The organism is Streptomyces sp. NPDC050610 (genome assembly GCF_040654875.1).
Taxonomy (GTDB): domain Bacteria; phylum Actinomycetota; class Actinomycetes; order Streptomycetales; family Streptomycetaceae; genus Streptomyces.
This window is the reverse complement of sequence record NZ_JBFAIV010000014.1, coordinates 117,464-136,395: the sequence shown is the minus strand read 5'-3', so window position 1 is coordinate 136,395 and position 18,932 is coordinate 117,464. Positions and strand designations below refer to the sequence as shown.

The following is an 18,932-nucleotide window of genomic DNA, read 5'->3' as shown; positions in this document are numbered from 1 at the left end:
CACGGGGAGCAGATGAGCGAGATCACGGTGCGCGTGCACCAGAACAAGTACCTGCCGGCCGCGGCGGGGCGGGGCGAGATGCACGCCATCGTGACGGTCGCCGCCCGGGGCCTCGGCCCGGCGGCGGCGCACACCGACGCCAGCGAGGTCATCGTCATCGACTGCTCCTCCTCGATGAGCTGGCCCCCGACGAAGATCGCCGCCGCCCGGCGGGCCACCGCCGCGGCCGTCCAGCTGCTCCGCGACGGCACCCGCTTCGCCATCGTGGAGGGCACCGAGCACGCCCGCGTCGCCTTCCCCGCCGACGGCGAACTCGCCGTCGCCGGGCCCGACTCCAGGGAGCGGGCGGTCCGCGCCGCGTACCGGCTCGACGCTGTCGGCGGCACCGCGATCGCCAGCTGGCTGGAGCGGGCGGGCGAGCTGCACGCCGCGCACCGCGTCCCGATCCGGCACACCCTGCTGCTGACCGACGGCAAGAACGAGCACGATCCGCCCGGCCGGCTGGACCAGGTGCTGACCGACTGCGCCGAGCGGTTCATCTGCGACGCGCGCGGCATCGGCGAGGACTGGGACCAGGCCGAACTGCGGCGGATCGCCGCCGATCTGCACGGCCGGGCCGACGCGGTGCGCGACGACTCCGACCTGGAGGCGGAGTTCCGGACGCTGGTGCGCAGCGCGATGGCCAAGGCCCTCGCGGAGGTGCGCCTCGTCATCCGGCACCGGGCGGGCAGCGAACTGCGGTTCGTCAGACAGGTCCACCCCACCCGCGCCGACCTCACCGGGCAGGGCGCGTACGCCGACGGGCGCACCTGGTCGTACCGCGCCGCAGCCTGGGGCGACGAGGTCCGCGAGTACCACGTGTGCCTGGCGGCGGACCCGGCCGGCGACCCGGTGGACCAGGACGTCGAACTCGCTTCAGTACAGCTGGAGTTGACGGGAGATGCCGCGCCCCCGACGCCCGAGGCGGCCTCCGTCCTGGTGCGCTGGACCAAGGACCCGCCGCCCTTCCTCTCCGCGGACCCCAGCGTCGCGCACTACGACGCCCAGGCCGAGCTGGCCGAGGCCGTCGCCGAGGGCTGCGGGGCGTACGACCGGGGAGACCGCGAGACGGCCCGGCGGCTGTGGGGCCGGGCCGCCGAACTCGCCCACGCCACCGGCGACCGCAGGGTGCTGGCCCGGCTGGCCCGGCTCGTACGGATCGTCGACGCGGCCGCCGGCGAGGTGGAGCTGCTCGACGGCATCCAGGGCCTCGACCTCAACTCCATCCTCGTCATCAACGACGAGAGCCGCCGCGCGCCCGCCGCCGAGGACGAGCCGCCCCAGGGCCTGCCGGCGGCGCCCCCGCCGGACGCCGCCTGCGCCGTGTGCGGGCGCGTCAACCCCGGCGACGCCGCGTACTGCGAGGAGTGCGACAGCCCGCTGCGCGCCGAGCCCCCCGCATGAGCGGCACCCGCGCCTTCCTCGTCCGCCGCCTGACCACCCTGCTGACGCTGACCGCGCTGGCCTTCGCCGTGCTGCTCGCCGCCTACTACGGCGTCAGCCGCAACTCCGGAGCCGTCACCGGCGGCACGGCCCCCGCCATCGTGCAGATCTCGTCCGTACGGGACACCCTCGCCAAGTCCTACGACAGCGCCCGGCAGGGGCTCGGCCACGACACCGCCGACATCGAAGGGCCCGGCGAGGACTACCGCAGCGCACTGTCCACCGCCGACCAGAACCTCGCCCAGGCCGTCAAGGGCACCGTCGCCGGCGACCCCGGCCGCCAGAACCTGCGCACCACCACCGGCCTGGTCTCCTCCTACGCCGACCTCGTCCAGCAGGCGTACGTGAACCGCGACAACCCGGTCCTGCGCGACGCCTACCTCGGCTACGCCCGCGACATGCTGCGGTCCGGCGGCAGCAGCGGCATCCTCGACCGCCTCGAAGCCCTCCAGCGGCGGCAACTGGGCGTGCTGGACCGGCAGGCGTCCTTCGGCTGGGTGCTGTGGCTGGCCTGGATCGCGGCCTGCGCGCTCTTCGCCGCCCTCGCCCTGCTGCTCGTGGACACCCAGCGCCGGCTGCGCCGGCACTTCAGGCGGCTGGTCAACCCCTTCCTCGCCACCGCGACCGCGCTCCTGGCCGTCCTGTTCCCGCTGGCCCTGTTCACGGTCCAGACCCAGGACCGGCTGGAGTCGGCCCGTACCCTCCTGACCACCCGCACAGCGAGCTCCTCGACCCCCCAAGTCCTCCCGGAGGTGCAGGACACCATGCAGGACACCCACTGGCGCGCGGGCGTCGTCGGACTGATCCCGCTGGGCGGCACGGCCCTGGCGGCGCTGGTGCTCGCCGGGATGCAGCCCCGCATCGACGAGTACCGGTTCCAGCCCCGATGACCACCGCGCCCCGGCCCCGCAACGTCACCGCCGCCGTACTCGTCCTGTGGCTGCTGACCGTGTGCGCCATCGGCGCGGGCGACGCCCGCTCCCGCGCCGCGGGCAGCGTCACCGTCCTCGCCACCTGGACCGGCGCCGAGGGCACGGCGTTCCGGAAGGTGCTCGCCGACTTCACCGCCGAGAGCGGCGTCAACGTCGACTACCAGGGCACCACCGCGCTGCGCGAAGTACTGCTCTCCGAGGTCGGCGCGGGCGCCTCGCCCGACGTCGCGATCCTGCCGAGCGCCGGCGAGGTCGCCGACTACGCCGTACGGAAGAAGGCACTCAAGAGCCTCGACGGCGTCCTGGACCGCGCGCGATGGGACTCCTTCGACCCGCTGTGGACCCCCGAGTTCGACGGCCACGCCTACGCCTTCCCGGTGAAGGCCGACCTCAAGAGCATCGTCTGGTACGACACCGAGCGCCACGAGCCGGGCGAACTGGCCGCCCTCGCCGCCGACGGCCGCAGCTGGTGCGCGGGCATGGGCGACGGCGCGGCCTCCGGCTGGCCCGGCACCGACTGGATCGAGGACATCCTGCTCCAGCAGCGCGGCCGCGGCGTGTACGAGAAGTGGGCGGCCGGCGAGCTGCCGTGGACCTCGCCCGAACTGGCGGCGGCCTGGAAGACGTTCCGCGGCGTCTTCCGGGACGGCGCCGCGAAGGACGCGCTGCGGCTCGGCTTCGGCGGCGCGGGACAGCGCATGTCGGGACCCACGCCGAAGTGCGCCATGGAACACCAGGGGACCTTCATCCGCGGCTCCTACCCCCGCGGCCTGGCAGCGGACTTCACCGACTCCGCCCGCGTCCTGCCGGGCGCGGACCGCCGCTCCACCGCGCACGAGGTCTCCGCCGACTTCGCCGCGATGTTCCACGCCACCCCGCAGGCCGAGCGGCTGATGCGCTACCTCGCGTCCGACCGGGCCCGCACGGCGTGGACGGCGGACCCGCCCGAGGGCGCCCGCCCCCCGTTCTTCGTCAACACCTCGCTGCCCCGCTCCGTGCACTACCCCGACGCGGCCTCCCGGCGCGCCGCCGCCGAACTGCGCACCCCCGGCGCCCGCTGCCTGGACGCCTCCGACTCCATGCCGCCGCCGCTGCGCACCGCCTTCCAGCGGGCGGTCCTCAAATTCCTCAGCGACCCCGGCCAGGACCTGACCGCCCTGCTCCGCGAACTCGACCGGGTCCGGGAGCGGGTGCGCGACGCGCCCTGGCTGCCGCACATCTGCGGATGAACCGCCGGGCAGGAGCTACGGAAGCGGCATGCCCTCCGGGCACATCGTCCCGCGCGGGAACTTGTACGGGGCGGCGACGCGGTACGTACCGGCGTGCGGCGCGTGCAGCACCGTCCACGCGTCCTCCGGCTCCCGCTCGTCCTTGGGAATCTGGACCTGCTTGGTCAGGCAGCCGTTGACGTTGACGGGCGGCTCGTGGTGCTTGCCCTCCTTCGGGGGCTCGACCGCCTTGCCGTCCTTGTCGACGAGGCCCAGCCACGGCGAGTACGGGATGCGGATGCGCACCGGCCCCGCGCTCTTCACCGTGACGGTCAGCTCGCCCGCGTCCGCGCGCCGCACCACCGCCGGCGGGTCGGCGAGCGGCGTCGGCGCGCTCACCTCGTACAGCTTCCAGTTGGCGTCCGACCACACCTCGCGCAGATACGGCTGACCTGCGGCGACGAGCTTCGCCTCGGCCTCGGCCGCGTTGTCCGGCTCGCCGGTCGGCAGCACCACGTAGTGCACCGCCCAGCGGCCCAGCCACTCGTGGTAGCTGGCGGAGGTCAGCATGCCCTCCTCGTAGAAGAGGGGGTTGCGCTCCCGGTCCGCCTGCCGGTTCCAGCCGCGCGCCAGGTTCACGTACGGGGCCAGCGCGGACGCCTCCCGGTGGCTGCGGGCGGGCACGACCTCGACCCGGCCGCGCTCGGCGTCGACCTTCTGCAACCGGTCCACCAGCGGCGCCAGCTCCCGCGCCCAGGACGCGGCGGGCGTCGTGTTGACGGCGTCGCCGATCGAGTTGGCCAGCTGCCAGGCCGTGACCGTCACCAGCGCCAGGATCATCGCGATCCACTTGCGGCCCCGGCCCGTCCGCAGCAGCTCGCGGCGCGGCGGCCGCTCGGTCCCGGTCCACACGGCGACCAGCAGCACCCCGCTGAAGATCATCCCGAGCCGGGAGATGTTGGTGCCGATCTGCGAGGGGATCAGCCAGACCAGCAGCACCCCGAGGACGTACAGGGCCGACGTCATCCGCACCGTGCGCCACCGCTTCGGCGCGAAGACGAACCCGAAGACGCCGCTCAGCAGCGGCAGGACCGCCGACGGGAACGACATCGGCTGCTGCCCGGAGAACGGGAACAGCCACGCGGACAGCGCGACCACAGCCGCCGGGGGCAGCCCCAGCGCGTACGCCGCCGGCCGGCGCTTGCCGAGCCACAGTGCCGCCGCCACGAACCCGACGTACAGCCCGGCCACCGGGCTCGACGCCGTGGCCAGCGCCGCCAGCAGCCCCGCGAGCGCGGCCCGCGCCCACTTGTGCTCCCACCGCACGGACCGCCACCGCACCGGCCACGCGAAGATCACCGCGACCGCCGCCAGCCCGAACATCACGCCGAGCCCGTACGTCACCCGGCCCGAGACCGCGTTGCAGGTCAGCGCGAACGCCCCGTACAGGCCGGGCCACAGCGGCCGGCGCACGGCACGGCTGCGCACCAGCAGCAGCGCCAGCAGCCCGGCCGAGACCGTGCCCGCGACGATCATCGTCGTGCGCACGCCGAGCATGTGCATGAGATACGGCGAGATCACGCTGTACGAGACGGGGTGCATCCCGCCGTACCAGGCGAGGTTGTACGCGGAGGCCGGATGCCGGCCGACGAACTCCGCCCAGGCGTCCTGCGCCGCGAGGTCGCCGCCGCTGTTCGCGAAGAGCCACACCCAGAGCAGGTGCAGCACCCCGGCGGCGAGCAGGGAAGCGGGAACGGGGCGCGCCAGGAACCGGGCCGCGTCGGCCCAGCGGCTCGCTTTCGACGGCTTAGACGGCTTCGACGACTTGGGCGACTTGGGCGACGACGACGCCTCCGGCTCGTCCACCCCGCCCGGCTGCTCCGCCTCGCCCGGCCGCTCCCGCGGGCCGTCTTCCGAATCGCCGGTGCTGCCTGGCCGCGTGGGCCCCACGGTGGTCACTACGGCTCTCCCCGTCTCCCCCGAGGTCTCCCCATCTTCACGCCGTCCCGGTCCTCGGCGGTAGTGGGCGGTACGGCCGGTCGAGCCGTACAACCGACGCGACGCTACAGGACAGCGGCCCCGCTCCCAGGAGCAGGGCCGCCGCCACGCCGCATCGGTGAACCCGACCGGTCACCGGACCGATCAGGAGAACCGCGTCAGCTTCGCGCCGAACGACGGCTCCGCCAGGTCCTTCTGGAGCGCCACCGGCACCTTCTGCCGGTTGGGGCCCGTACCGACCGTCAGCTCGCCGACGACCGTCCCGGCCTTCGCCGAGTGCGGCACCGCCTTGCCGCCGTTGTCGATCGCTAGCTCGGCAGTGAGGCCGGGCCAGCCGACACCCCTCAGGTCCTTGGTGGCGACTACGGGCGTCTTGCCGCCGAGACCGTCGTCCACGGTGCCGACCACGTCGCCCTTCTTGACCATGACAGCTGAGGTCATCGCGTCCGCGACCGCTTTGACCATCCGCTTGCTGTTGTTCTGGACGAGCTGGAGGCTGTTGTCGAGGATCCCCTTCGCGTGCTGGTCCATCGTGGCCCCGACGATCAGCCGCTCCTTGTGGTCGATCGTCCGCTTGGCCGACCACATCAGCGTGCCGCCGGCCGGGGTGCTGGAGCCGGTCTTGATGCCGTTCATCCCGTAGTAGCCCAGCGTGTGGTTGGTGCTGAACAGCTTGTCCGGCAGCTTGGGGTCGTTCAGGACGTTGGGCATGGCGACGATCTCACGGAAGACCGGGTCCTTCATCGCCTCCTCGGCCAGCTTCGTCTGGTCGACCGCGGTGCTCTTGGTCGCCGGGTCGAGGCCGCTCGGGTCGGTGTACGTCGTGTTCGTCATGCCGAGGCGCTTGGACTCCTCGTTCATCTTCTTGACGAACGCCTCCTCCGACTGCGCGTCCCAGCGGGCGAGCCTGTGGGCGAGGTTGTTGGCGGACGGGAGCAGCAGCATTTCCAGTATCTGGTACTCGGTGTACTGCTCGCCCTCCTTCACCGGCACCTTGGACTCGTCCTGGGACGTGCCGCCCTTCTCCGTCTGCGCGTCGATGGTGATCTTCGGGCCCTTGTCGCCCTTCTTGAGGGGGTGGTTCCGGAGGATCAGGTGGGCCGTCATGGCCTTGGCGACGCTCGCGGTCGGCACCGGCTTCTGCGGGCCGAACGTGCCGATGTCGCCCACGCCCACCACCTTCGCGGCGGCCTGCCCCTGGTCGGGCCAGGGCATCTGGAACTTCTCGCCGCCGAACGTGTACGCCTTCTTCTCGCCCAGGCTCAGGGTCGCGTCCGGCAGCGGACGGACCTCCTGGACCACGCAGAAGATGATCAGCAGCAGGATGACCAGCGGGGTCCAGATCTTGAACCGCCGCACGACGGTGCGCACCGGGGTCTCCGCCGGGGGCGGCGTGTTCGTCAGCTGCGCCAGCAGGTCCAGCGGCATCTGCTGGCCGCCGCCCGGGGCCTCGCCGGAGGGCAGCGGCTGCTGCGTCGTCCGCTCGGACGGCGGCATCGCCTGCGGCCCGGCGGCCTGCCCCGCCGCGGCCGGCGGCTGGGCCTGGGCGTTCGGGGCCTGGGCGTTGGAAGCCTGGGCGTTGGGCGCCTGGGCGTTCGGGGCCGCGGCGGGCTGCGGCGGTACGGGCTTGGCCGACGCGGGCTTCGCGGGCGGGGCGTCCGAGGACCTCAGGGGTACGAACTGGCTCGTACGCTCGGAGTCGGACTCGGCCCCGGGCTTGGCCGCGGCCGGGGCGTCGCCACCCTTGTCCTTATTGTTTTTAGGGCCGCTGTTCTCAGGGCCGTCGCCGGCTTCGGGGGCGCCGCTCTTGTCGCCGCCCTTGTCGCCCGTGGCTCCGAGCGTCTTGAGCGTGGTCGTCGGCCGGTCGACGGGCCTCCTGAGCGTCGCCGTCGGCCGGTCCTTGGGCGTCTCCTCCGAGTCGTCCGGGGCATCCGAGTCCTTCGGGTCCTTCGGCTCGGCGGTCTCCTCGGAGCCGTCGGACTTCTCCGGCTGCTCCGTCTCCTTGGAGCGCAGGGTGTTGAACACCGCTGTCGGCCGGTCGACGCCCTTGGCCTTCGGCTGCTCCTCCGCCTTCTTCTCAGGGGCGGCGGAACCTTCCTCTTCCTTCTTTCCCCCGGCGCTCTCACCACTCTCAGGGTCTTCACCCTCAGTGCCCGCGCTGGCGACCCACGCCGCGACAGCGGCGCGCAACCGCGCGTCACGCGGCGGAGCGTCCTCGCCCTGGCCCGGCTCGGACCCGGACGCGGCCTCCTCGCCGGATTCCGCCTCGGGAGAGTCGCCCGAGGGCTCGTCCGCAGCCGCGGACTTTGCACCCGTAACGCCCTTGGCCCGCTCGGCGCCCGGCTCGCCGCCGTCGCCCGGGCCCGCCACCGAACCGGCTCCCGTATCTGCCGTGTCTGCCGTGTCCGTCGCCGTGCCGTCGTCCCGCCCGGTCACCGGGCGCGCCTCGCCCGGCTCTTCGGGGGCCGTCTCGTGCTCCTCGTCCGCGCCTGCCTCGCCCGGGTCCTGGGCGGGCACGTTCGCCCGCGGGTCCAAGGACCCCTCGGGCCCCGCGGCCTCCGCCTTCGACTCCGACCCGGAACCCGACTCGGAGTCCGACGCCCGGAAGACCGCGACCCTCGGGTCGCGTGCGCCCGGATCGTTCTCCCCCGACGACTTCCGCTGCTCCGACCTGTCGGGGGACTCGCCCGCCACCGATGCCTCCTCGAAATACATCGCGATATGCCTCGCGGGACGCCCGACGCCCGATCGCGTCCACGTCCCGCGGGCCAACCGTGTTGAATGTCTACCAGTGTCCTGTGTCGCCGCCGCAGCTTTGTGCAGCCGCACCGTCAGAGGCCGTCGCCCACCTGCTAGACGAGAACGACATACCTACCGGTTCCCTCCCGAAGCAACCACGCGCTCTCGACAGATGAATGTGAGAGGGGTCACCCTGTCATTCATCCACGCGGGGAGGCATGGATGGGCAGGAGCCGCAGAACAATTCCGGAGGAGCTTCTGCTGCTCGCCTTGGACCCGGCCACGGGTACCACGGCGCAGCCGCAGTCGCTCGACCTCGGCCTTGCCGGGGCCCAGCTAGTAGAGCTGGCTCTGGCAGGACGGATAGCCCCAGACGGGGATCGTATCGCCGTGGTGATGCCACGGCCGACAGGAGATCCGACGCTGGACTCCGCGCTCGAACTGCTGCGGCGACGCGGCAGCCCGGTGCGCGCGGTCCACTGGATCGGCGGGCCCAGGCTTGGGCTCCGCCAGACGTATCTCACGCATCTGGAGCGGTGCGGCATGGTCCATGCCGTCGCGGGCCAGATGTGCGGAGTGCTGCCGACGACGCGCTATCAGGCGACGGAGACGGCCATCAGCCGGGAAATCAGGGCCCGGCTGGACAGTGCGATCCGCACCGGCGTACCGCCGGACCCGCGGACCGCGGCGCTCGCCGCGCTGGCCCACGCGGTCGGTCTCGGCAAGCACCTCTACCCCGGGAACGAGGGGCGTTCTTCGCGCTCCCGGCTCCGGGATCTCATCAGGCACGACCCGATGGGCGGGCTCGTGGCGCACGCCGTCATGGACGTGCAGAACGGGGTGGCCGCCCAGCCGCGGCGCGCACCGGCCACGAACGGCGCGGGCGGCGGCGCACCCGGCGTCTCCGGACGCCAGCCGGCCGCCCGGGCCACGGCGGAACCCGCCGGAGTCGGCCTCCAGACGGCGCACCGCGGGGCCATGGCCCGCGTCGGGGCCCGCTGAGCCCCACAAGGGCGCACGGGGCCGCACCAGCCATACCGACAGCCCCTGGCGGTACTGGCGGCCTCAGCAGCATCCGCAGCACCAGCAGGGCAGGCAGGACAAGCAGGACAAGCAGGACAGGCAGGGCAGGCAGGACAGGCAGCACCCAGAAGTACCGGCAGCACCTGGCAGGACCGACAGCACCACCCGGCAGTATCCGTTTCACATCCGCTCCACCGACCGCACCGAAGTCCCCATGACCCGGTTCGGGAGCCGCATTCAGCGCGCGGGGTGGTGGGCCGGCCGCCCCGGACGACGGCCGCCCGCCGCCCCGCGCGCGTATGCCCGGGTGTGCACGCGCGGATACCGCGCCCGCACTCCGTGTGGCCATTTCCCAGCGGGGCGGCCGGGAGTGGTGGCAGGCTGCCGAGCAGGAGATGACAGCAGCAGGAGATTTCAGCAGTACGGAGCCGGAGGTGCGTCCCCGTGGCGTCCAGTGTCAATCCCACCGTCCGCCGACGCCGGTTGGGCCAGGAGCTGCGCAGGCTCCGCGAGGAGAAGGGCATGACGGCGGAGGAGGTGGCCGACCGCCTGCTGGTCTCCCAGTCGAAGATCAGCCGCCTGGAGAACGGCCGCCGCAGCATCAGCCAGCGCGATGTGCGGGACCTGTGCGGGGTCTACGAGGTCCAGGATCAGCACTTGGTTGAATCGCTGATGCAAATGGCCAAGGAGTCCCGGCAACAGGGCTGGTGGCACGCGTTCGGCACCCTCTCCCCCACCTACAGCGTCTACATCGGGCTGGAGGCGGACGCGGTCTCGGTCCGCAACTACGAGTCGCTCATCGTCCCCGGCCTGCTCCAGACCCCGCAGTACGCGGAGTCGGTGATCCGCGGCATGTGGCCCGAGGCGTCGATGGACGACGTCGAGAACCGGGTCGGCGTGCGGCTGCGCCGCCAGGACCGGCTGCACGCCCCGGAGCGGCCGCTGCGCTTCTGGGCCGTCCTGGACGAGTCGGCCCTGCGGCGGGTCGTCGGCGACCGGCAGACGATGCGGGAGCAGTTGGAGCGGCTCATCGAGCTGAGCCACATGCCGCATGTGACGCTCCAGATCCTCCCGTACTCCGTCGGCTCGCACCCCGGCATGACGGGCACGTTCTCCGTCCTCGAATTCGACGATCCCTCGGACTCGACCACCGTCTATATCGAGGGCGTGACCAGCGACCTGTATCTGGAGAAGCACTCGGACGTGCAGAAGTACGGAGTGATGTACGAGCACCTGCGGGCGCAGGCCCTGAACGCGGACGAGACGCGGAAGTTCATCCAGGACGTGACCAAGGAATACGCGCTCTGAGGGCCGCCCGAGGGCCCGGCGATCCGTGAGGGCGGTACCGTACACCCTTGCCCACGGGGCACGGAAGACTCAACTGACATATGCCATCCGGTCGGGTGAACTCCTCTGCACTCCAGCGATGTTGCGGCGTAGCGTCGTCAGCACGTCGAGAAGCGACAGCTTCTCATCGAACTGCAATTTCGCGGAGTGAACATGAAGCAGTCGCACAGCGCCCAGCCCATGTGGCGGAAGTCGTCGTACTCCGGTGTGAACGGTAACTGCGTGGAGGTGGCGACCCCCCTGACCCGGTCCATCGACGTCCGCGACTCGAAGGACCCGCAGGGCCCGGTCCTCACCTTCACCTCCGAGGCGTGGTCCGCCTTCCTCGGCACCGTCGGCGAAGGCACGTACGAGCTCTGATCACGGGTTCCGCCCTCCAGCAGCACCGCAGCACACCGTAGAAACAGCAATTCCGCGCACAGCGATCCGCAACAACGCAGAGAGCCCTCTCGACTGGCCCGCCGTCCCGGCCGAGGGGGCTCGGCCGTGTGCGCGTCCATCCGCGCGTCCGCGCACACGGACGTACGACGGGTGGCCATGGGACCGGGGGGCCGGGGCGCGGCGGCGCCCCGGGTTCGGTCCCCGCCGGGGGCCGCCCGCCCTCCGCCCGGCCGGGGCCGGGCGCGTACCGCTACCGGAGCTGGTCCACGTACCGGTCCGTGCCGGGGACGGTCGGTATGAAGGGCGCGATCAGTTCCGCCCGCGCGCCGAGCCCGGCCGCCGCCACCTCGGCGCCCAGCCCGTCGAAGCGCCCGGTCCAGCACTCGCGCGGGTCGCGCTCCAGGAACCACAGCACGGTCAGCCGGGTGTCGACGCCCTCGACCTGCTTCACGTACGACATCCGGTCGCCGGGCAGCGGCGTCGGCCGGAAGACGGTCGCCATCGCGGCCGGGGAGCCCGCCAGCCGCTTCGGCAGGCAGTCGGCGGTCAGCCACCGCAGCAGGTCGGCCCGCCGCGCGGGCTCGTCCGTGTCGACGACCTCCAGGACGAGGCCGGCGTACGGGTGGTCGAGCGCGTGGAAGTCCCGCGGCCCGGCCGCGCCGTCCCGGTACACGGTCGCCTCGTGGTCCTGGAAGGCCGTGAAGACGTGCGTACGGTCCTGGTACACGCGGCCGTCGCTATTCAGCCGTTTGTTGATGCCGACGGTCCACCGCATGTGGTCGTCGTAGCGGCCCTCGGTGATCCAGTAGGTGGAGAGGTAGCAGCCGGCGGTGACGGGGTTCGCGACGGCCGATTCCGGCGGGTAGCGCAGGGCCTGGAGGTCGCGGGTGGCGACCCAGCGGCGGCCCGCGTAGATCCAGGGCATCGCCATCGCCCCGGCGATGTAGTGGTCGTCCTCGTACCAGCGGTTGTAGGCGTGTTCGTGGCCCGGGTGGGGCTCGACCATGGTGATCAGGGCGTGCCCGGGGCGTACGCCGTACGGGCCGGTGGCGGCGAGCTGTCCGTAGAGCTCGCCGCGGGTGTCGTCTGTCATGGCACAGCTATAGCTGATGCTGCGTCAGATGGGGATGGTCATCGCACACCGCACGCCCTCTGCCATTCCCGGCCCGGACCCTCTAACCTGACTGCCCGTCACATCGTGTGCCGCGAGCCGGGAGGGCCCATGCCACTGACCGGGAAGTCCGTCGTGATCTGCGGCGTCGGCGCCGGCCTCGGCCATCAGGTGGCCGCGGCCTGCGTACGCGACGGCGCCACCGTCACGCTCGGCGCGCGCACGGAGTCCCAACTGGCCAAATGCGCCGACGAGCTGAACCCGGACGGCCTGCGCAGCGCCTGGCGGGCGACGGACGTGGCGGACGAGGAGCAGTGCGGCGCCCTCGCCGCGCTCGCCGTGGAGCGGTTCGGCGGCATCGACGCCGTCGTCCATGTCGCGGCCCTGGACAGCCACTTCGGCGGCCTGGAGGACGCCGACTTCGACGCCTGGCGGCAGGTGCTCGACGTGAACCTGCTCGGCGCGCTGCGCATGACCCGCGCCTGCCTGCCCGCCCTCAAGGAGCGCGGCGGCTCGGTCGTGCTGATCGGCACCCAGTCCTCGGTCGCGGCCCCCACCCAGGTGCGGCAGGCCGCCTACGCCGCCTCGAAGGGCGCGCTCGTCTCGGCCATGTACTCGCTCGCCCGCGAGCTGGGCCCGCACCGGATACGGGTGAACACCGTGCAGCCCGGCTGGATGTGGGGCCCGCCGGTACGCGCGTACGTACGGCACGCGGCGCTCACCGAGGGCATCCCGGAGGCGGACGTACTGCGCCGGCTGGCCGGCCGCATGGCACTGCCGGAGCTGGCGACGGACGGGGACGTGGCGGAGGCCGCGGCCTTCCTGGCCTCCGACCGGGCGCGCGCGATCACCGGGCAGTCGCTGCTGGTCAACGCCGGCGAACTGATGCGCTGACAGCGGCCGCCCGAGGGCCCCTCAGCTCACGCACGACTACATCCTCCCCTCTCCCTCCCCTCCCTCCCCTCGCTTCCGGTCCGCACCGGATACCGCATCCCGTACGTCACCGCCGCCGGCCCGGCCGACCGGCGGATCACCACTGACGAAGTGCCCGCCCATCGTGTGGTCGGGGTCACGTTCGGGACAACGCCCCAGGAGGTCAAGAACGAGCAAAAACGTTCTGCTTTCTGACCTGCGTTCACATCCCTGACCGTGAACACCCTTGACCGGCCACCCGGACAAGCGGTTCAATCCCGGAAGTCCCCGCTCCCGCACGGGGGCGCCGCCTGTACGGACGTACTGACGAAGCGCGCTCCCGTTCACAAGGCGGACCCCTGGAGGGGGCATGAACAGTTTCGACTGGGCCGTACTCGTCTGCTACTTCGGCGTGATGGTCGCCATCGGCGTCTGGTCCCACAAGCGCGTGGGCGACGTGAGCGACTTCTTCACCGCCGGCGGCAAGATGCCCTGGTGGCTGTCCGGCATCTCGCACCACATGTCCGGCTACAGCGCCGTGATGTTCACCGGCTACGCGGGCATCTCCTATACGTACGGCATCACTTCCTTCGTCACCTGGTCGCTCCCGATCGCCGTCGGCATCGCCATCGGAGCCAACCTCTTCGCACCCCGCCTCAACCGGCTGCGCTCACGCCTGCACGTCGCCTCGCCGCTCGAATACCTCAAGAACCGCTACAACCTGCCCACCCAGCAGGCCCTCGCCTGGTCGGGCGTACTGCTGAAGATCGTGGACGTGGGCGCCAAATGGGCGGCCATCGCGACGCTGCTGTCCGTCTTCACCGGCGCCTCCCTCAACCAGGGAATCCTCGTCACCGGCGTCATCACGGCCGTCTACTGCACGGTCGGCGGCCTGTGGGCCGACGCGCTGACGGAACTGGGGCAGTTCATCATCCAGTTGCTGGCCGGAGTGGCGATGCTCGTCACCGTGCTGGGCAAACTCGGCGGGTTCAGCGCGCTGTGGACCGTATGGGACAAGCTCCCGGCCGGCCACACCCACCCGACGGCCGGGCCGTACACGGTGACGTTCCTCCTCGCGTACCTCTTCATCAAGACCTTCGAGTACAACGGCGGCATGTGGAACCAGGCGCAGCGCTACATGGCCACCTCCAGCGCCCACGCCGCCCGGCGCTCCGCCTGGCTGTCGGCGGCCCTGTGGCTCGTCTGGCCGGTGGTCCTCTTCTTCCCGATGTGGGTGGCGCCGCTCCTCGTCCACGCCAAGAAGCCGGACGCCTCCGACTCCTACGCGCTGCTCACCGAACAACTGCTGCCGCACGGCCTGCTGGGCCTCGTCGTCGTCGGCTTCTTCTCCCACACGATGGCCATGTGCTCCTCCGACGCCAACGCCATCGCCGCCGTCTTCACCCGCGACATCGCGCCCGTACTCTCCCGCAGGGCGCGCCAGTGGACCTCGCGGACCGGGCTGATCGCGGCCCGCGTGACGACGGTGTCGTTCCTGGCGCTGTCCATGGCCATCGCGACCCAGGTCAACTCGCCCGCCTTCAAGGACATCATCACCATCGTCATCAAGTGGGTCGCCGGACTGATGGGCCCGATCGCGATCCCCTTCATGCTGGGGCTCCTGCGCCCGTTCCGTAAGTCCGGCCCGACCGCCGCCCTGATCAGCTGGGCCGTCGGCCTCTTCGGCTTCTGGCTGACGAACTACGGCATCGGCGGGCTCTCGCTCCAGGTGCAGATCGTGACGCCGGTGGCGACCTCGCTGGTCCTCTTCATCCTCATCGGCTTCATCAAGCCGGAGGACACCCCGGAGCGGGACGCCGTCATCGCGAAGATCAACACCGACGACGACGGGGCCGGGGTCGCGGCGGCGGCTACGCCCGAACAGGACCGTGCGGACCGTACGGTGGCGAGGTCGGCGGAGTAGCCCGGGAAGGCGCGCCACGAACGCTTCTCCCCGGCGCGTCGGGGCACGTGCCGGGCCCGTACGCGGCAACCGCCCCGGCACGTACTCCGCCGCCACCTGCTCGGTCTCCAGCGGTCCGGCGGGGAAATCAGCGGCGGGAGAGGACCGGACCGCCGATACTGCCGGGATGCCCCTCCCCCGGCCCCGCCCGCGAATCCGTGTCGCCGCGTACGTGATCCGGCACCACACCGTCCCCGAACTCCTGGTCTTCGACCACATCGGCATACCGGAGGCGGGCACCCAAGTGCCCGCCGGAGGGGTCCGTCCCGGCGAAGCGGCGGAGGAAGCCGTCCTCCGCGAGGTCGCCGAGGAGACCGGACTGCCGACCGCCGCCGTGGTGCGGCGGCTCGCGGTAGAGGACAAGCCGCACCCCGACACCGGGCAGCCGCGCCGGACCACCTTCTTCCACCTACAGGCCCCGGCCGACACCGCCGACGCCTGGACCCATCACGTCACCGGCGACGGAGGCGACGCCGGCCTCGCCTTCGCCTGCCGGTTCCGCCCGCTGCCGCTCGTACAGCCGCTGGCCGACGAACAGGACGCGTGGCTGGGGCGCGCCGATCCGCGCTGGACCACGACGAGCGGCGGCAACCGGTAGCCGGAGACCGGCCGTTCTACGCGTGCGGGTGCCGCTCGTCTTGGTCCGTGCAAACTCCCGGCACATATGGGGCCGCCTACGAGCGCGGGTACCGCTCGTGCACGAGCGGGCCGCGACCTCGCTGGAACAAGGCCGTTCTACGCGCGCGGGTACCGCTCTGCTACGCGAGCACGTCGACTTGCTGCTCACCCGGCCGTTCTACGCGCGCGGGCACCGCCCCGCACCGGCGTCGGACAAGGCATCGTCGACCTGGGCCGTTCTACGCGCGCGGGTACCGCTCCAGCCACGCCGCCGTCGAACCCGCCGGGCCGTGCAGCGCCGCGCCCTGCGTCATCTCCATCGCGAAGTCGTCCGCCAGCTCCAGCACCGTGGCCCGGCCCTCCAGCTCAGCGAGCCAGCCCGGCGGCAGCGCCGTCTCGCCGTGCATCGCCCCGAGGAGGTTGCCGCAGATGGAGCCCGTGGAGTCCGAGTCGCCGCCGTGGTTGACGGCCAGCAGCAGCCCATGGCGTACGTCCTCGGCGACCAGCGCGCAGTAGAGGCCCATCGACAGCGCCTCCTCGGCCGTCCACCCCTCGCCCAGCGACTCGACGCGCTCCGGCGAGGGCAGCCCCTGCCGTACGGCCCCGAGCGCCTGCTTGAGCGCGTCCGTCGTCTCCTCGTGACCCGGGCGCGCGGCGAGCAGGGCCAGCGCCCGCTGCACCGAACCGTCCAGCGACTCACCGCGCGCCAGCCCGTGCATGATGACGGCGAACGCGCCCGCCGCCAGATAGCCGGTGGGGTGCCCGTGCGTCTGCGCACCGCATTCCACGGCGAGCTGGAAGACCAAGTCCGGCTCCCAGCCGACCAGCAGCCCGAACGGCGCGGACCGCATCACGGCCCCGCACCCCTTCGAGTCCGGGTTCTTCGGCTGCTCCACCGTCCCCATCGTCTCGTCGCCCAGCCCCGACAGACACGCGCGGCCCGGCGCGCGCTGCGCGTACAGCCACTCCTCGCGGGCGAGCCAGCCGGCGTCCGGCTCGCGCTCGTCGGGCCCCCAGTCCCGCTGGGTGGCCGCCCACCGCAGATAGGCGCGGTGCACGTCGGTCGGCGGATGCCAGGCGCCCGTGTCGCGCCGCACCTGCGCCCGGATCAGCCCGTCCACCGTGAAGAGCGTCATCTGGGTGTCATCGGTGACGGCCCCGCGCCGCCCGTACGCCGGTACGTAGTCGGTGACGCCCTCCGCACCGTGCTTCGCGCGGATGTCGGCCAGGGAGTTGAACTCGATGCCCGCGCCCAGGGCGTCCCCGATCGCACCGCCGAGCAGCGCGCCGCGCACCCGGCTGCGGAAGTCCTGCTGCTCGACGCGGCCCCATATGGCTGTAGTCGCGCTCGCGCTCACGCCTTCGCCTCCTTGCGTCGGCTGGTTCTGTCGGCTGTTCCCGTCCCGCCGGCTGTCTCCATCGGCCATGGTCAGCCGTATGACGTACGCCCGGCACTTGTCAGGTACCGAACCGCCTCAGCACTTTAATAGACCGCCACCGGTCGCTTCCGGCCGATCTGCGGTACGGGCGACAGTGCGCCCGGACGATCAGCGCGCCCGGAGGCGGGCATGCTCTGGGTATGTCCGACTCGTTCGAGAGTGACCGCATCACCATGGCCGTGGTCGCCTGCGCCCTCGCGGGCGACAGCGACGGCGCGGTGGAGCTCCTCAAGCCGCTGGACGCCCGCGACGTCTCCCGGATCGCGGTCCGGCTGGCGGCGATGGCCGCCGACGCCCTCATCTCCGCCACCCAGGAGAGCGGCGGCGACCGCGAGGAGGCCCTCGCGCGCTGGCAGCAGTGCATCTTGCAGCACGAAACGGAGAACGAGGGGGGATGAGGCGGGCGGCGGGCGGCCCCGCTACTGGGCGCGGGCCCGGCGTTCACGCATGGCCTCGCGGATGTCGGACGCGCGCCGGTGCACGTAGGCGTCGACCCGTGCCAGGGCCGTCCGGTCGAGGGCCGTGGGGTCCACGACCGCCCGGTTCAGGAGGAACGTGTCCGGGAGGGAGTCCACCAAGTGCGAGGCGATCTTGATCGAGGCCGCCTTGCCGGGGGCCGTCCGGCTGAAGGCCGTCTTGCCTGGGGTGGCCTTGCCGGAGGCGGCCGTTCCGCCCGGGGCCGCCATACCACTCCGAGCCGTCACTCCGCTCGCCACCGTCACACCGCTCACCACCGTCACACCGCTCACCACCGTCACACCGCTCGCCACCGGCGGGCCGCTCGCCGCCGACGGGCCGGCCGCCACCGACGGGCCGGCCGGTGCGGCCGGAACGCCCGGTGCCGCCCGGCCTTCCGCCACCGCCCTATCGCTCGCCACAGCCGGAACGCCCCTGTCCACCCCGACCCGCACCGGCGGAGGCGTGCCCTCCACTCCCCCGTAGCAGCCGTCGCACACGCCGCCCGTCAGCGCCTCCGCGCGGCCGGGGGCCCGGCAGACGACACACTCAAGGAGCAACGGAGTGCGCCGAGGGGCCTCTCGTACGGGTGGCATCTTCATCTCGATGCGCTTTTCGAGGAACCGCTTGGGCGCGCCCACCTCAGGGGGCAGCCCCGACACCATCTGCGTCGTGAAGTACGTCCCGGACAGATCGCGTTTGAGCCACTCCTCGACCAGCGGCTGGAGCGCCCGGCATTCGGCGGCGGAGAGCATCAGCCGACGGTCGTGCTCGCCGAGCCGCATCAGCAGTGCGTAAGCGCGCTGCGCCCGTGGCACGGTCTCCACGACCGCCTCGGGGACGGGCACGCTCTCCGCCTCGGGGACGAACGGGGGGCGGGCCTGGGGCTCCTGCCAGCCGTCCATGTCCTGCCCGCGCTGGCAGGCCGCCCACCACGCGTCGCTGCGCGGCGCTCGTGAGAAGTACGTGCGGGTGACGTGCTTTCCGCCCTCCAGGCGCTCCGTGAACCGCCTCAGGTGTCCCTCCAGCGCCAGCCGCCGCAGGGCCGTGCCGAGGGCGCACTGCCCGTAGTCGAGCTGCGCCGCCAGCGCCTTGATGGAGATGCAGGTGCCGTCGGGCACCCGGTCGATGTACGAGGCGATGGCCGCCTCCCGCTTGGGCAGATGCGCGAAATCGCTCGCCTTGCGGGGACCTTGGCCGGAAATGGCGCGCTTGCCGTAACCGACTGCCGCCATCCGGGGGCGAAGGTCCGTCGCGGAGGCGTTGGCGCTAAAGTCTGGGGAAGCCATGGGGATCCTTGAGTCGATCTCTCGTGGACAGACC

15 protein-coding genes are annotated in these 18,932 nt (G+C 72.2%); 10 read left to right on the top strand and 5 right to left on the bottom strand.

What is annotated here, in order from left to right; all coding sequences use genetic code 11:
* The first annotated feature begins 12 nt into the window (after positions 1 to 12).
* The 3 genes from AB0I22_RS19190 to AB0I22_RS19180 are packed head-to-tail and all read left to right on the top strand — an operon-like array spanning position 13 to position 3,643.
* A complete protein-coding gene (locus AB0I22_RS19190; RefSeq protein ID WP_363131989.1) occupies positions 13 to 1,443 on the top strand; it encodes a VWA domain-containing protein in 1,431 nt (476 codons plus the stop codon).
* Complete coding sequence (locus AB0I22_RS19185) at positions 1,440 to 2,372, top strand: hypothetical protein (protein WP_363131988.1); 933 nt, start codon at positions 1,440 to 1,442, stop codon at positions 2,370 to 2,372. Before AB0I22_RS19190 ends, AB0I22_RS19185 begins: the two co-directional genes overlap by 4 nt.
* Entirely contained in the window at positions 2,369 to 3,643 is a 1,275-nt protein-coding gene (locus AB0I22_RS19180; RefSeq protein WP_363131987.1) for an ABC transporter substrate-binding protein, read from the top strand. Before AB0I22_RS19185 ends, AB0I22_RS19180 begins: the two co-directional genes overlap by 4 nt.
* Before the next feature lie 15 nt (positions 3,644 to 3,658).
* Here the strand turns inward: AB0I22_RS19180 and AB0I22_RS19175 are convergent, their stop codons facing one another.
* Both AB0I22_RS19175 and AB0I22_RS19170 read right to left on the bottom strand, forming a co-directional pair.
* Positions 3,659 to 5,581 carry an MFS transporter gene (locus tag AB0I22_RS19175; protein WP_363131986.1) on the bottom strand — a complete coding sequence of 641 codons (1,923 nt, stop codon included), beginning with the start codon at positions 5,579 to 5,581 and terminating at the stop codon, positions 3,659 to 3,661.
* 183 nt (positions 5,582 to 5,764) lie between these two features.
* Positions 5,765 to 8,335 carry a D-alanyl-D-alanine carboxypeptidase gene (locus AB0I22_RS19170; protein WP_363131985.1) on the bottom strand — a complete coding sequence of 857 codons (2,571 nt, stop codon included), beginning with the start codon at positions 8,333 to 8,335 and terminating at the stop codon, positions 5,765 to 5,767.
* A gap of 246 nt (positions 8,336 to 8,581) precedes the next feature.
* Between AB0I22_RS19170 and AB0I22_RS19165 the strand changes: the two genes are divergently transcribed.
* The 3 genes from AB0I22_RS19165 (at position 8,582) to AB0I22_RS19155 (ending at position 11,089) form a co-directional block, all read left to right on the top strand.
* Positions 8,582 to 9,361, top strand: a complete 780-nt coding sequence (locus AB0I22_RS19165) for a GPP34 family phosphoprotein (protein WP_363131984.1) — start codon at positions 8,582 to 8,584, stop codon at positions 9,359 to 9,361.
* Between the two features lie 465 nt (positions 9,362 to 9,826).
* A complete protein-coding gene (locus AB0I22_RS19160) occupies positions 9,827 to 10,690 on the top strand; it encodes a helix-turn-helix transcriptional regulator (protein ID WP_363131983.1) in 864 nt (287 codons plus the stop codon).
* Positions 10,691 to 10,882: 192 nt separating this feature from the next.
* On the top strand, positions 10,883 to 11,089 hold the full coding sequence (locus AB0I22_RS19155) for a DUF397 domain-containing protein (protein ID WP_363131982.1): 207 nt from the start codon (positions 10,883 to 10,885) through the stop codon (positions 11,087 to 11,089).
* A gap of 271 nt (positions 11,090 to 11,360) precedes the next feature.
* Here the strand turns inward: AB0I22_RS19155 and AB0I22_RS19150 are convergent, their stop codons facing one another.
* Positions 11,361 to 12,203: a hypothetical protein gene (locus AB0I22_RS19150; RefSeq protein ID WP_363131981.1), complete on the bottom strand. Its 843-nt coding sequence runs from the start codon at positions 12,201 to 12,203 to the stop codon at positions 11,361 to 11,363.
* Between the two features lie 129 nt (positions 12,204 to 12,332).
* On the opposite strand from AB0I22_RS19150, the gene AB0I22_RS19145 reads away from it, so the two are divergent.
* The 3 genes from AB0I22_RS19145 to AB0I22_RS19135 all read left to right on the top strand — a co-directional run bounded on the left by AB0I22_RS19145 (position 12,333) and on the right by AB0I22_RS19135 (position 15,694).
* Positions 12,333 to 13,115 carry an SDR family oxidoreductase gene (locus tag AB0I22_RS19145; RefSeq protein WP_363131980.1) on the top strand — a complete coding sequence of 261 codons (783 nt, stop codon included), beginning with the start codon at positions 12,333 to 12,335 and terminating at the stop codon, positions 13,113 to 13,115.
* A gap of 388 nt (positions 13,116 to 13,503) precedes the next feature.
* The gene (locus AB0I22_RS19140) at positions 13,504 to 15,057 is read left to right on the top strand and encodes a sodium:solute symporter family protein (protein ID WP_363131979.1); all 1,554 of its coding nucleotides are present in this window, start codon (positions 13,504 to 13,506) and stop codon (positions 15,055 to 15,057) included.
* Positions 15,058 to 15,223: 166 nt separating this feature from the next.
* Positions 15,224 to 15,694, top strand: coding sequence for an NUDIX domain-containing protein (locus tag AB0I22_RS19135; protein ID WP_363131978.1), 471 nt, complete (start codon positions 15,224 to 15,226; stop codon positions 15,692 to 15,694).
* Positions 15,695 to 15,953: 259 nt separating this feature from the next.
* Here AB0I22_RS19135 and AB0I22_RS19130 read toward each other — a convergent pair whose 3' ends face one another.
* Positions 15,954 to 17,072, bottom strand: coding sequence for an ADP-ribosylglycohydrolase family protein (locus AB0I22_RS19130; protein WP_363131977.1), 1,119 nt, complete (start codon positions 17,070 to 17,072; stop codon positions 15,954 to 15,956).
* Positions 17,073 to 17,293: 221 nt separating this feature from the next.
* Between AB0I22_RS19130 and AB0I22_RS19125 the strand changes: the two genes are divergently transcribed.
* Entirely contained in the window at positions 17,294 to 17,551 is a 258-nt protein-coding gene (locus AB0I22_RS19125; RefSeq protein ID WP_363131976.1) for a hypothetical protein, read from the top strand.
* A gap of 21 nt (positions 17,552 to 17,572) precedes the next feature.
* Here AB0I22_RS19125 and AB0I22_RS19120 read toward each other — a convergent pair whose 3' ends face one another.
* A complete protein-coding gene (locus AB0I22_RS19120; protein ID WP_363131975.1) occupies positions 17,573 to 18,898 on the bottom strand; it encodes a hypothetical protein in 1,326 nt (441 codons plus the stop codon).
* Positions 18,899 to 18,932 lie beyond the last annotated feature (34 nt).

What these genes read in the sequence shown, in the direction of transcription:
- AB0I22_RS19170 (WP_363131985.1), bottom strand. Translation starts at nt 8,335, where the DNA reads ATGTATTTCGAGGAGGCATCGGTGGCGGGCGAGTCCCCCGACAGGTCG.
- AB0I22_RS19135 (WP_363131978.1), top strand. Translation starts at nt 15,224, where the DNA reads ATGCCCCTCCCCCGGCCCCGCCCGCGAATCCGTGTCGCCGCGTACGTG.
- AB0I22_RS19125 (WP_363131976.1), top strand. Translation starts at nt 17,294, where the DNA reads ATGTCCGACTCGTTCGAGAGTGACCGCATCACCATGGCCGTGGTCGCC.
- AB0I22_RS19185 (WP_363131988.1), top strand. Translation starts at nt 1,440, where the DNA reads ATGAGCGGCACCCGCGCCTTCCTCGTCCGCCGCCTGACCACCCTGCTG.
- AB0I22_RS19165 (WP_363131984.1), top strand. Translation starts at nt 8,582, where the DNA reads ATGGGCAGGAGCCGCAGAACAATTCCGGAGGAGCTTCTGCTGCTCGCC.
- AB0I22_RS19120 (WP_363131975.1), bottom strand. Translation starts at nt 18,898, where the DNA reads ATGGCTTCCCCAGACTTTAGCGCCAACGCCTCCGCGACGGACCTTCGC.
- AB0I22_RS19145 (WP_363131980.1), top strand. Translation starts at nt 12,333, where the DNA reads ATGCCACTGACCGGGAAGTCCGTCGTGATCTGCGGCGTCGGCGCCGGC.
- AB0I22_RS19180 (WP_363131987.1), top strand. Translation starts at nt 2,369, where the DNA reads ATGACCACCGCGCCCCGGCCCCGCAACGTCACCGCCGCCGTACTCGTC.
- AB0I22_RS19155 (WP_363131982.1), top strand. Translation starts at nt 10,883, where the DNA reads ATGAAGCAGTCGCACAGCGCCCAGCCCATGTGGCGGAAGTCGTCGTAC.
- AB0I22_RS19150 (WP_363131981.1), bottom strand. Translation starts at nt 12,203, where the DNA reads ATGACAGACGACACCCGCGGCGAGCTCTACGGACAGCTCGCCGCCACC.
- AB0I22_RS19140 (WP_363131979.1), top strand. Translation starts at nt 13,504, where the DNA reads ATGAACAGTTTCGACTGGGCCGTACTCGTCTGCTACTTCGGCGTGATG.
- AB0I22_RS19190 (WP_363131989.1), top strand. Translation starts at nt 13, where the DNA reads ATGAGCGAGATCACGGTGCGCGTGCACCAGAACAAGTACCTGCCGGCC.